Below are 11852 nucleotides of genomic sequence, written 5' to 3' on the forward strand. Positions count from 1 at the left end.
GGGTTGTTGGGGGTGAGGAGGCCGCGCTCGTGAGCCCCGCTATCCCCCACCCGCAGCAGATTTCGTGGCGGCCTCTCGCCGTGTCATGACTATGTCGCGGCCCGTAGCCGCTTGCCGAGAACCCGCCGTGCCCAGCCTGACCCATCTTCAGCGGCTGGAGGCCGAGAGCCTCCATATCCTGCGCGAGGTCGTCGCCGAGGCGGAGCGGCCGGTGATGCTGTATTCGATCGGCAAGGATTCGGCCGTGATGCTGCATCTGGCAGCCAAGGCCTTCTATCCCGCCCCGCCGCCCTTTCCCCTGCTGCACGTCGACACGACCTGGAAGTTCCGGGACATGTACGCCATGCGCGAGGCCTCGGCGACGCGGTACGGCATGGAGCTTCTGGTCCACAAGAACCCGGACGCCGTGGCCCGCAACATCAATCCCTTTGACCACGGCTCGGCCATGCACACCGATCTGTGGAAGACCGAGGGGCTGAAACAGGCGCTGGACCTGCATGGCTTCGACGCGGCCTTCGGCGGGGCCCGACGTGACGAGGAGAAGTCGCGCGCCAAGGAACGCATCTTCTCCTTCCGCTCGGCCCAGCACCGCTGGGACCCCAAGGCCCAGCGGCCCGAACTGTGGAAACTCTATAATGCCAGGAAAAACCCCGGCGAGAGCATCCGCGTCTTCCCGATCTCCAACTGGACCGAGCTGGATGTCTGGCAATACATCCACCTGGAGAACATCCCGATCGTGCCCCTGTACTACGCCGCGCCGCGCCCGGTGGTTGAGCGCGACGGGATGCTGATCATGGTCGATGACGACCGGATGCCGCTGCGGCCCGGCGAGACGCCGGAACTGCGATCGGTGCGGTTCCGGACCCTGGGCTGCTATCCCCTGACCGGCGCGGTCGAGAGCACCGCCGATACCTTGCCCGCCATCATTCAGGAGATGCTGCTGACCACCACGTCCGAACGTCAGGGCCGGGCCATCGACCATGACCAGGCCGCCTCGATGGAGAAGAAGAAGCAGGAGGGCTATTTCTGATGGCCCTCGATACCAATCCGTCCGTGTACAGACCGTCTGATCTGATCGCCGCCGACATCGACGCCTATCTGACGGCACACCAGAACAAGTCCCTGTTGCGGTTCATCACCTGCGGCTCGGTCGACGACGGCAAGTCCACCCTGATCGGGCGGCTCCTGTACGACTCCAAGATGATCTTCGAGGATCAGCTGGCCCAGCTGGAGGCGGACTCGAAACGCGTCGGCACCCAGGGGTCGGCCATCGATTTCGCCCTGCTGGTCGACGGCCTCGCCGCCGAGCGCGAACAGGGCATCACCATCGACGTCGCCTATCGGTTCTTCGCCACCGACCGGCGCAAATTCATCGTCGCCGACACGCCCGGCCATGAGCAATACACCCGCAACATGGTCACCGGCGCCTCGACCGCCGACCTCGCCGTTATCCTGATCGACGCCCGGAAAGGCGTACTCACCCAGACGCGGCGCCACCGTTTCCTGGTTCATCTGATGGGCATCCGCCACGTCGTCCTGGCGGTGAACAAGATGGACCTGGTCGGTTACGATCAGGGCCGGTTCGACGAGATCGTCGCCGACTATTCCGCCTTCGCCGGAAGACTGGGCATGGCCGATGTGGTCGCCATCCCGATATCGGGCGTCGCTGGTGACAACATCGCCTCGGCCAGCCCGAACACGCCCTGGTATTCCGGCCCCACCCTGATGGAGCATCTGGAGACGGTGGAGGTCGACGCCGATCGTCTGCAGTCCCAGCCGTTCCGCATGCCGGTCCAGTGGGTCAACCGCCCCGACCTGGACTTCCGGGGTTTCGCCGGCCTGATCGCCTCAGGCACCGTGCGGCCCGGAGACGCGATCCGGGTCGAGCCCTCGGGCCGCGCCTCGACCATCGCGCGCATCGTCACCCAGGGCGGCGACCTCGACGTCGCCGTCGCGGGCCAGTCCGTGACCCTGACCTTGGCCGACGAGGTGGATTGCTCGCGCGGCGACGTGATCGCGGGCGTAGCCTCGCCCCCTCAGGTCGCCGACCAGTTCGAGACCACCCTCGTCTGGATGGCCGACGAACCGCTGCTGCCGGGCCGCTCCTACTGGCTGAAGATCGGCGCCCAGCGGGTCGCGGCCCAGGTCACCGAAATCAAGCACCGCATCCACCCCGACAGCCTGGAACAACTGGCTGCCCGCGAACTGGCCCTGAACGAGATCGCGGTCGCCAACCTGTCGCTGGACCGTCCGATCGCCTTCGATCCATACACGGATGTACCAGACACAGGCGGCTTCATCCTGATCGACCGGATGACCAATGCCACGGTCGGCGCCGGCATGATCCGCTTTGCGCTCCGCCGCTCCCAGAATCTGCACTGGCAGGCGCTGGACGTGTCCAAGGCTACGCGGTCATCGGACCTGGGCCAGAAGCCGGCCGTGATCTGGCTGACCGGCCTGTCCGGCGCTGGCAAATCCACCATCGCCAACCTGGTCGAGAAACGCCTGCGGGCCGAGGGCAAGCACACCTATCTGCTGGACGGGGACAATGTTCGCCACGGGCTGAACCGCGACCTGGGCTTCACCGACGCCGACCGGGTCGAGAATATCCGCCGCGTCGCCGAGGTGGCGAAACTGATGCTCGACGCAGGCCTGATCGTCCTGACCGCCTTCATTTCGCCGTTCCGCTCAGAGCGCCGCGTCGCCCGCGACCTGATGGGGCCCGGCGAATTCTTCGAGGTCCATGTCGACACCCCCCTGGCCGAGGCCGAACGGCGCGACGTCAAGGGCCTCTACGCCAAGGCCCGCGCCGGCCGACTGGCCAACTTCACCGGCATCGACAGCCCGTACGAAGCGCCCGAACACCCGGAAATCGTCGTCGATACCGCCTCCATGACCGCCGAAGCCGCCGCCGAGATGATCGTCGACCGCCTGCGCGACGGCGGCTATCTCAGGGCCGACCCCCTGTTCTCGGAGGGCGGCGGGGTCTGATCGGGCGCTATTGCGCCAGCATCCCGCCGTCGATCTTGAGCTCGGTGCCAGTCACGAACTTGCTCTCGTCCGACGCCAGATACAGCACCGCATAGGCGACGTCGTCCGGCTCTCCGATCCGCTTCAGGGGAATGCCGCGCGCCAGCCGTTCGTGGGCCTTGGCCTCGTCGCCGTGGGCCATGGCGATGAAGGGGTCCAGGATCGGGGTCTTGATGAAGACCGGGTGGACCGAGTTGACCCGGACGTTCCACTCCATCTTGGCGGCCTCCAGCGCGACGGTCTTGGAATACATCCACACCCCGGCCTTGGTGGCGTTATAGGCGCCCATGCCCGGTGCCCCCGCCAGGCCCGCGATCGACGAGATGTTGATGATCGAAGACGGCGCGGCGGCCCGCAGATGCGGCATCGCATGCTTGCAGCCGAACATCACCGATCGCAGATTGATCTCATACTGCCGCTGCCAGTTCTCGGCCGTGTCCTGCTCGGAGAACAGCAGCACGTCGCCGACGCCCGCATTGTTGATCAGCACCGACATCCCGCCCATGTCGGCGGCGGCGCGGGCGACCACATCGATCCACTGGTCCTCGGACCGGACATCGTGGGCATAGGCGAAGGCGGACCCGGCCACCTCGGCGTTGATGGCGTCGGCCAGGGCCTGGGCGCGGTCGCCGTCCACGTCGGTCAGGGCGACCCTGGCCCCCTCGCGGACCAGCATCCAGGCCATGGCCTCGCCCAGCCCCCCGGCCGCGCCGGTGATCAGGGCCGTCTTGCCCGCGACGCGTCCTTGTTTTTCGGCCGTCATGTCGTCACTCCCATGTCCTTCGCGGCCTCGTCGATGAAACGGGCCATCTTGATATCCAGTTCGGTGACGCCGCCCGCGTCGTGGGTGGTCAGCAGCACCTCGACCCGGTTGTAGACGTTCGACCACTCCGGATGATGATCCATCCTGTCGGCCATCAGGGCGACGCGGGTCATGAAGCCGAAGGCGGCGTTGAAATCCTTGAATATCAGCCGCCGCTCGATCGCCGGACGATCCCCTTCCGACGCCTGCCACAGGGGCAGACCGGTCAGAACTTCCGCAACGTCAACAGGGGCTTGGGCCATTTTCGATCCTCTTTTAACCGGCGTAGCGCGCCCCGACGCGGCTCACAAGCACCCGTCACGTGTCGCGCGATCACGGCGGGAACGCATGGCCAAGCTTGAGCGTTAGCAAGCGTCGCTGTTCACAGGAGACCCCGATGGACAATCTCTGGATCGCTGCTCTCAGCCCTGCCGATCGCAAGCGGATCGAGCCTCATCTGAACGAGAAGGCCTTCGCCCAGGGCCAGATGCTGTACGACGCCGGCGAGGAGGTCGATGAGGTCTGGTTCCCGCTCCAGGGGGTGGTCTCCCTGATGACCGTACTGCCCGACGACAAGATGATCGAGACCGCCGCCATCGGCCGCGAGGGCCTGGTCGGCGTCACCTGCGGCCCCATGAACGCCCGCGCCTCCAGCCGCGCGATCGGCCAGTCGGAGGGCGTCGCCGCCTGCCTGCCCAACGACATCTTCTCCGACGCGCTGGGCAAGAGCGAATCCATGCGGATATCGCTGGCCAAATTCACCGAGAGCCTGTTCGCCCAGGTCCAGCAGACCGCCGCCTGTAACGCCCAGCATCGGCTGGACGAGCGGCTGGCCCGGTGGCTGCTGACCATCCACGATCGCTCCGACAGCGACCGCGTCAAGCTGACCCAGACCGACATCGCCGGGATGCTGGGCGTGCGGCGCGCCACGGTCAGTGAGGTCGGGGCCCAACTGGAAGGTGAGCATCTGATCCGGCGCGGCCGGGGCTGGGTCGAGGTGCTGGACCGCAAGGCGCTTGAGGCCGCATCCTGTGGCTGCTACGGCCTGATGCGCGGAGTCATGAAGGATCTGGGCGTTCCCCGTCCGCGCGCCGGCTGACTCACCGAAACCTTCGCGCCTGCGTTGCGTCCTGGCGATCCAGGAGCGATGTTACGGCAGGCTTTGGGGGAATCGACATGATCGAAATGGTGATCGACGCGCGGCGCAAGGATCTCGGCGGGTTCGAGGTCGGGCGTGTCCTGCCGTTTCCGACGCGACGGATGATCGGCCCCTTCATCTTCCTGGACCAGATGGGTCCGGCGGAGTTCGCACCCGGCGCCGACGCGATCAACGTCCGGCCCCATCCGCACATCGGCCTGTCGACCCTGACCTATCTGTTCGAGGGCGAGATCATGCACCGCGACAATCTGGGGGTGACCCAGGCGATCCGTCCGGGCGAGGTCAACTGGATGACGGCGGGCAAAGGTATCGTCCATTCCGAACGCACCGACCCTCTCAAGAAATCGACGGGCGGTCCCATGCACGGGATGCAGGCCTGGATCGCCCTGCCAGACGGCGCCGAGGACATCGACCCCAGCTTCGACCACCATGGCGAAGACGACCTGCCCGCCTATGAGAACGGCGGCCTGTTCGCGCGGCTTGTAGCGGGCGAGGCCTATGGTGCCGCCGCCAAGGTCAAGACCTCCTCGCCCCTGTTCTATGTCCACTGGGAGATGCAGGAGGGCGTTCGCACCGCTCCGCCGCCCGGCAAGGGTTCGGGCGGGATGAGCGAACGCGCGCTGTTCGTTGCCAAGGGATCGATCGAGGTCGCCGACCGGACCTTCCACGCCGGCCAGATGATCGTGTTGGAGCCGCATGCCGAGCCGACCGTCAAGGCGCTGGAGGGCTCAACCGTCATGGCCTTGGGCGGCGAGCCGATCGGCGAGCGGCTGATCTGGTGGAATTTCGTCGCCTCGTCCCAAGCGCGCATCGACGCCGCCAAGGCGGACTGGAAGGCCGGCCGCATGGCCCTGCCGCACGAGGACGATCTGGAGTTCATTCCGCTGCCGGAATGAGCAGGTGAGGGTGTTTTACCCCTGAGCGGGACGCAGGCCTTCGGCTGAAGCCACCTGGGCCGCGCCGATCTGACGCTTCTCGCCGCCCGAGGCGATGATCCGGTCGATCCGGGCCTTTTCGGCGCGGAAGGCGTTCAGGTCGGCACCCGCCAGGACGGTCCCTTCGGAGGTACGGATACCGGCCGGATTGATCCGCTGGCCACCGCGCCAGATTTCGTAGTGCAGGTGCGGACCGGTCGAGGCACCGGTCGAGCCGACGAAGGCGACGACCTGTCCCTGGGTGACCCGCTGGCCGGCGCGGATGCCCGACCCATAGCGGGACAGGTGGCCATAGCCGGTCTCGAGCCCGTTGGCGTGACGGATGCGCAGCCAGTTGCCGTACCCGCCCCATCGACGCGCCTCGACGACGACGCCGTCGGCGGGGGAGACGACCGGCGTTCCGGTGACGGCCGCATAGTCCATGCCCTGGTGCATCTTGCGATAGCCCGACAGCGGGTGGACCCGCACGCCGAAGCCCGAGGACACGCGGCGGAAGCTCGACAGCGGTGCCCGCATGGCCGTGGTCCGCAGATTGCGCCCGGCCGCGTCGAAATAGGCGAACTCGCGCGCGCCGGCGGGCTTGAAGCGATAGAAGGCCTGGCCCTTGAGCTCGGCATACAGCAGGTCGCCGGTCGCGACCGTGCGGCCCTGTTCAGTGACCGAGCGATCGAACACCAGAGTGAACTGGTCGGCGCTACGGACGTCGCGGCCCATGTCCAGCTTGCCGGCCAGAACCTGGGTGGCGCGGCGGATGATGGCCGAGGTGGCTCCGAAGGCCCCGGCCGACGAGGCGAGCGAGCGGTCGATCGTGCCGCGCGCGACGACGGTCTCGTGCGTGACCTTCTCGTCCAGCGCCCGCAGGCGCAGCGCGCCGTCGAAGCTGCGGGACACGGTCAACTGGCTGGCCGGGCCCGTCCGCATTGTCAGGCCGATCAGGCGAGGTTGGCCCATCCCGCCACGGGGCTTGGAAATGGCGGTCTCGAACTTCAGACCCGCGCCCATGGCGTTCAGGTCGAAGGCGTTTGAAATGGTGGCGGCGACGGCGTGGGCCTCGGCGGCACCGATACCGGTGCGGACCATCGCCTGTTCAAAGGTCTCGCCCTTGCGGATCTGGACGGCGACGTTTTCGGGGGCGGTCAGTCCGGCGGGGGCTCCGGCAGCGGCGAAGGCGCGCGCTTCAAGCGCATCGACCTGTTGTTGGGTCAGTTCGGGAACTTCCTGCGCCTGGGCGGGTTGGTATACCCGACCGGCGAGCAGCGCGACCGACAAGGCGGCCGTGGCAGTCAGCAAGTGCGGTGCAAAACGCATTGGCTGACGGCGTGGATCGAACTGAGCCATCGGTCCCCGAAAAATGACGACGCCCCACAGCGCCCCGGAAATCTAAGTCTGAAACGCCAAGTCTGCATAAGGCTATGCAAGGATCGCGCCCGATGTACCCCGGTGTCGCGAGACAGGTCGTATACCTCAGCAAGACCACAATGGAAAGAAGGGCGTTACAAACCGTTAACCGCCGTGATCCCGGGGGAGCCTCCCGCCCGGGCGGGGCTTTTCGCCCTTCGCGCGATCAGTCTATGACGAACCTCATGACCCTGCGGCTCCAGGCCACACCCCCCGCCTATTTCCGATGACGGATCACTCAGCGCCGGCGCACGCCGATCCTGAACCCTCCCGGACGCCGACGCCTCGCATGAGACGGACGGGTCGCAGGGTCGCGATCGTCGCCCTGATGGCCACGACGGCGCTGGGCCTCGTGATCGGCACCGCCTGGCTGAACCGGCGGGTGGTGGCGCGCGAGGTTCTGGTCGGCTGGCTCGACGACCGCGGGGTGCCTGCGACCGTGCGTGTCGATCGGCTCGAGCTTGACGGCTTCGTCGGCCGGGTCGTCGTCGGCGATCCCCGCGATCCCGATTTCTCCGGCGACGTCAGCGTCGATTATCGCCTCATCGGTCCGTGGTCGGGTGCCGGGTTCGGTGTGACCCCCAGCCGCATACTGCTGACCCGGCCGGTGCTGAAGGCCCGCTGGTCCGACAGTCGCTTCTCCATGGGCAGTCTCGATCCGGTCATTGAGGAGTTCACCGGCCGGCCTCCGCAACCCGACAGCCGCTCGCCTCTGATCATCGTCCAGGGCGGCCGCCTGAACCTGGCCACAGACTACGGGCTCGTCACCGCTTTCGCCGACCTGACCGTCGACAACGGCAAGCTGATGCGGCTGAAGGCCTGGACCCCCGATCTGGGCCTGGCCCAGGCTGGGACGCGGGCTGCGGGTCTGGCCGCCACGCTCGACCTGACCACCACCGGCGACCGCGTGGCGCTAGGGCTGAACCTGCGCGCCGCCGACCTGTCAGGCCCGGTAATTTCGGGCCGCAATGCTCGCTTCGGCCTCGTCGCCGACCTGCCCTATCCGGACATGAAGACACGTCGCGCAGATGGCCGGGCCTCGTTCGATCTGGCGCTGACGGGGGACGCACTGGGCGTCGGCGGTGTGGCCACGACCTCGCCCGATGCGCGCCTGACGTTCAGCGGCCAGACCACCGGCTGGATCGAGACCTTCCGCATCAGGGGCGACCTGACCGGCAGCTTGCGCGCCGCCGCTGTGACCGCGCAGGGGGTATCCACCACCACGCCGAACCTGACCCTGACCGAGACCCGGCTGGACCTGTCACGCCAGAACTCGGGCGACATCGGCTGGTCCGCGACCGGCCCGGCGACGGTGACGGCAACCCGCGCCTCTGCGGGTGAACTGACCCTTTCCGATCTCGCCGTCCGGTCGTCGGCGCTGGCGCTCGGCGGGCGCGGTGCAGGTTTTGAGGCCACCGGCCCCCTGGTCCTGACCGCCGCGACGGCCACCTTCGCCGACCTGAAACTGACGGGTCTTAACGGCACGGCCGATCTCGGATTGGTCCAGGGGGAGCAAACCCTGATCCAGGCCACGGGCGCGCTCAGGAGCTCCGGCGGTCGCTGGCCACTGTTCGGACCGATCGGATCCGACGATGTGCCAGAGCTCGCCGCCATGAAGGCTGCGTTGGGCGACTTCTCCGTTGCCCTGCCGTCATTCCGTCTCAGCGCGGGAACGGCCGGAACCCGGATCGACCTCACCGCCCCGGCCCGTCTGACGCCCCGCAACGGCGGCGTCCTGACGGTTTTGCCTGTCGCCCGCCCGATCTTTTCTGCCGCGCCGGGCGACCTCGGCGGCGGTGCCCTGAAAGTCACGGCGACGCGCGGCCGGGGCCTGCCCGAGGCGACCTTCGACGTGCCCGACTGGCGATTGACCCCCGGCGGATTCTCGGCCCGGCTGGACGGCCGTGCCCGCCTCGACTTCGGCCTGGCCCAGGGCCTGACGGTCACGACGGCCGGGACACTGGCGACCGATAGTGGCGTCCTGACCTATGTCGCTGCCCGCTGCCTGGACGTCGCGGTCGAGCGGCTCGAACTCGGCGAAAACGACGTCTTCGATGTCGCCGGTCAGGCCTGCCCCGCGAACACCACGGCGGGCCGCCCCCTGGCCGAGATTCGCGACGGCCGCTGGCGCGCCGATCTGGGCCTGAAGGCCTTCTCGGCCAAGGCCCCCTTCCTCGCCCTCGACGTCGATCGCATAGAGGGAACGGCGGCCGTGACGGGTTCGCCCGTCGGCATCGGCCTGACCGCCGACATCGCCTCGGCGCGCGTCACCGACGCCACCACCCCGCGCCGCTTCAACCCCCTGTCGGCCTCGGGTTCCGCCACCCTCAGCGGCGAGAGCTGGACCGGCGGCTTCGACCTGACCTCGGGCCAGACCCTGGTCGCCCACCTCGACCTGACCCACGACGGCCTGACCGGGCGCGGCGGCGTGGAGATCGATACCGGAACGCTCACGTTTGCGCCCGGTGGCCTCCAGCCCGCCGACCTGACGCCCCTCGCCACCGGCATCGTCAGCCCGCCCGTCACCGGCTCAGCCGCCTTCAAGGGTCAGCTGGCCTGGGACCCCGCCCTGCCCGAGGGCATCAGTTCCGGCCGACTGACGGTTCCCGGTCTCGACTTCACCTCGCCGGCCGGACCGGTTCAGGGCCTGCGCGGCACGATCGACTTCACCAACCTGGCCCCCCTGACGACGGCACCGGGCCAGATCCTGCATGTGGACAAGCTCGTCACCATCACCGACCTGACAGACCTCGACGTCAATTTCGCGCTCGGCAAGGCCGCCGTCACCGTCTCGGGCGCCGAGATCCAGGTCGCGGGCGGCTTCATCCGGGTCGAGCCTTTCCTGCTGCCGCTCGATCGCACCACGCCCTTCGACGGGGTCATCGTCTTCGACCGGGTCCAGCTGGGTGAACTGGTCAAGGGCGCGGGGTTCGACGACAAGGTGGCCCTGGATGCCGTCGTCTCGGGCCGACTGCCCTTCACCTATGATCCCGTCACCGGCGTCCGCATCCAGGCCGGAACCCTGGCCGCCGTTCAGCCCGGCCGCCTCTCGATCCAGCGCGAGGCCCTGTCGGGGATCGAGGCCGGGGGCGGGGGCGCCATTCCGCCCGGCACCGTCGAGGACCTCGCCTATCAGGCCATGGAGAACCTGGCCTTCGATACCCTGTCGGCCAATGTGAACAGCGAGGGTGACGGCCGCGTCCGGCTGATGTTCGCCATCAAGGGCCGCCACGATCCGCCCGAGCGTCAGGAACTGCGCCTGACGATCCCCGAGCTGATCAGCCGCCAGTTCCTGAACCGGCCTCTGCCGCTGCCGAGCGACACCGGCATCGACCTGAACCTGAACACCACCCTGAACCTGAACGAGGTGGTCGGTGACCTGCTGGCCATCAACCGCGCGCGGAACGCCGCCCCGGCCACGCCATCGGGAACATCGTCCTTACCTTGACCGTTAGACCCGCATAGACGTTCAGATCGCATTCACCGCTCGCGGCGCACTGAAGCCTACGAACCGTCGATCCTGGAGACCCCCCGCCATGACGCCGCCAAAGAGCCTTCCCCGCCGCCTCGCCTTCGCGGCCCTGGCCTCGACCGTGATGGTCGGGAGCCTGGCCGCCTGCACGCCCACGATCCGCCTTCAGGTCGATCCGATCCAGATCAATGCGACGCTGGACGCCAACGTCCGCATCCGCCTGGATCAGGAACTTCAGGACCTGCTGCGCGAAAACCCGAACCTGTTCTGATCGAAAGATGATCACGATGAACCGCAATCTCCTCGCCGCCGCCTTCGCTGTGCTGGCGCTCGGCACGGCCGCCGCCACGGTGTCCGCTTTGGTCCCCACGCCGGCCATGGCCCAGACCTCGGCCCAGAAGGCCATGATCGACGCCGCCAAGGCCGAGGGGGTGGTCGGCGAACAGGCCGACGGCTTCCTCGGCTTCCGCACCCCCTCGTCGGACTCAGGCCTGCGCGACGCCGTTACGACCACCAACTCGGCCCGCCGCGCCGCCTATGCCCAGAGCGCGGCCGGTGCCGGCACCACGGCGGACGTCGCAGGCGTCCGCATGTTCGAGACCCTGATCCAGGCCCGTATCCCCGCCGGCCAATGGTACCGCAACGCCTCGGGCACCTGGGTCCAGAAATAGGACGCTGAGACCCTGACGGCCGCGACGAAGCGGCCGCCGACAGGCCCTGCACGATCTGATACGACGGACGGCATGGATCACCCTGCCGTCCGTTTTCTGTTGCGCCTGCTGCTGGCCATTGTGGTGGCGGCGGCCGGAACCGGTGCCATCGCCGGTTTCTGGACCCTGATCGGCGGTGGCGAGCTGACGATCCACGGCTGGATCGCCCTGACCCTGGGCGTGCTCGGCACCATCGGCCTGACCTGGGGCCTGATGAGCCTCGCCTTCCGCTCCCACCGAGACGGCTGGGACGACCGCGTCGACAACTCGCTCGATCCGGGGCGGGAGGGGGAGGACTAAGGCCTCCCCAGCGGGGGCAGGAACAACTGCTCCGTCAACGCCCGCA

11 protein-coding genes are annotated in these 11852 nt (G+C 68.0%); 8 read left to right on the forward strand and 3 right to left on the reverse strand.

Annotation, left to right across the window (positions count from 1 at the left end):
• Window positions 1-85: 85 nt before the first annotated feature.
• Complete coding sequence (gene cysD / locus JHC99_RS13500) at window positions 86-1030, forward strand: sulfate adenylyltransferase subunit CysD (RefSeq protein ID WP_292154904.1); 945 nt, start codon at window positions 86-88, stop codon at window positions 1028-1030.
• On the forward strand, window positions 1030-2991 hold the full coding sequence (cysN, locus tag JHC99_RS13505) for a sulfate adenylyltransferase subunit CysN (protein WP_292154905.1): 1962 nt from the start codon (window positions 1030-1032) through the stop codon (window positions 2989-2991). Before cysD ends, cysN begins: the two co-directional genes overlap by 1 nt.
• Window positions 2992-2998: 7 nt before the next feature.
• Here the strand turns inward: cysN and JHC99_RS13510 are convergent, their stop codons facing one another.
• Both JHC99_RS13510 and JHC99_RS13515 read right to left on the reverse strand, forming a co-directional pair.
• A complete protein-coding gene (locus tag JHC99_RS13510) occupies window positions 2999-3793 on the reverse strand; it encodes an SDR family oxidoreductase (protein WP_292154907.1) in 795 nt (264 codons plus the stop codon).
• Window positions 3790-4095, reverse strand: a complete 306-nt coding sequence (locus tag JHC99_RS13515) for a 4a-hydroxytetrahydrobiopterin dehydratase (protein WP_292154908.1) — start codon at window positions 4093-4095, stop codon at window positions 3790-3792. Before JHC99_RS13515 ends, JHC99_RS13510 begins: the two co-directional genes overlap by 4 nt.
• Before the next feature lie 134 nt (window positions 4096-4229).
• On the opposite strand from JHC99_RS13515, the gene JHC99_RS13520 reads away from it, so the two are divergent.
• Window positions 4230-4931 carry a Crp/Fnr family transcriptional regulator gene (locus JHC99_RS13520; protein ID WP_292154909.1) on the forward strand — a complete coding sequence of 234 codons (702 nt, stop codon included), beginning with the start codon at window positions 4230-4232 and terminating at the stop codon, window positions 4929-4931.
• A gap of 77 nt (window positions 4932-5008) precedes the next feature.
• Window positions 5009-5887 carry a pirin family protein gene (locus tag JHC99_RS13525; protein ID WP_292154910.1) on the forward strand — a complete coding sequence of 293 codons (879 nt, stop codon included), beginning with the start codon at window positions 5009-5011 and terminating at the stop codon, window positions 5885-5887.
• Between the two features lie 15 nt (window positions 5888-5902).
• On the opposite strand, the gene JHC99_RS13530 is transcribed toward JHC99_RS13525, so the two are convergent.
• Window positions 5903-7216: a peptidoglycan DD-metalloendopeptidase family protein gene (locus tag JHC99_RS13530; RefSeq protein ID WP_366927815.1), complete on the reverse strand. Its 1314-nt coding sequence runs from the start codon at window positions 7214-7216 to the stop codon at window positions 5903-5905.
• A gap of 397 nt (window positions 7217-7613) precedes the next feature.
• On the opposite strand from JHC99_RS13530, the gene JHC99_RS13535 reads away from it, so the two are divergent.
• The 4 genes from JHC99_RS13535 (at window position 7614) to JHC99_RS13550 (ending at window position 11806) form a co-directional block, all read left to right on the forward strand.
• Entirely contained in the window at window positions 7614-10772 is a 3159-nt protein-coding gene (locus tag JHC99_RS13535; protein ID WP_292154913.1) for a YdbH domain-containing protein, read from the forward strand.
• A gap of 88 nt (window positions 10773-10860) precedes the next feature.
• Complete coding sequence (locus JHC99_RS13540; protein WP_292154914.1) at window positions 10861-11067, forward strand: YnbE family lipoprotein; 207 nt, start codon at window positions 10861-10863, stop codon at window positions 11065-11067.
• Window positions 11068-11083: 16 nt separating this feature from the next.
• Window positions 11084-11467: a DUF1318 domain-containing protein gene (locus JHC99_RS13545; RefSeq protein ID WP_292154916.1), complete on the forward strand. Its 384-nt coding sequence runs from the start codon at window positions 11084-11086 to the stop codon at window positions 11465-11467.
• 72 nt (window positions 11468-11539) lie between these two features.
• A complete protein-coding gene (locus JHC99_RS13550; protein WP_292154917.1) occupies window positions 11540-11806 on the forward strand; it encodes a hypothetical protein in 267 nt (88 codons plus the stop codon).
• The last annotated feature ends 46 nt before the right edge of the window (window positions 11807-11852 follow it).

This window comes from Brevundimonas sp., assembly GCF_016463485.1.
GTDB lineage: Bacteria > Pseudomonadota > Alphaproteobacteria > Caulobacterales > Caulobacteraceae > Brevundimonas.

Excerpts from the sequence above, each read along its gene's own strand:
- cysD (WP_292154904.1), top strand. The coding sequence starts at position 86 with ATGACTATGTCGCGGCCCGTAGCCGCTTGCCGAGAACCCGCCGTGCCC.
- cysN (WP_292154905.1), top strand. The coding sequence starts at position 1,030 with ATGGCCCTCGATACCAATCCGTCCGTGTACAGACCGTCTGATCTGATC.
- JHC99_RS13510 (WP_292154907.1), bottom strand. The coding sequence starts at position 3,793 with ATGACGGCCGAAAAACAAGGACGCGTCGCGGGCAAGACGGCCCTGATC.
- JHC99_RS13515 (WP_292154908.1), bottom strand. The coding sequence starts at position 4,095 with ATGGCCCAAGCCCCTGTTGACGTTGCGGAAGTTCTGACCGGTCTGCCC.
- JHC99_RS13520 (WP_292154909.1), top strand. The coding sequence starts at position 4,230 with ATGGACAATCTCTGGATCGCTGCTCTCAGCCCTGCCGATCGCAAGCGG.
- JHC99_RS13525 (WP_292154910.1), top strand. The coding sequence starts at position 5,009 with ATGATCGAAATGGTGATCGACGCGCGGCGCAAGGATCTCGGCGGGTTC.
- JHC99_RS13535 (WP_292154913.1), top strand. The coding sequence starts at position 7,614 with ATGAGACGGACGGGTCGCAGGGTCGCGATCGTCGCCCTGATGGCCACG.
- JHC99_RS13540 (WP_292154914.1), top strand. The coding sequence starts at position 10,861 with ATGACGCCGCCAAAGAGCCTTCCCCGCCGCCTCGCCTTCGCGGCCCTG.
- JHC99_RS13545 (WP_292154916.1), top strand. The coding sequence starts at position 11,084 with ATGAACCGCAATCTCCTCGCCGCCGCCTTCGCTGTGCTGGCGCTCGGC.
- JHC99_RS13550 (WP_292154917.1), top strand. The coding sequence starts at position 11,540 with ATGGATCACCCTGCCGTCCGTTTTCTGTTGCGCCTGCTGCTGGCCATT.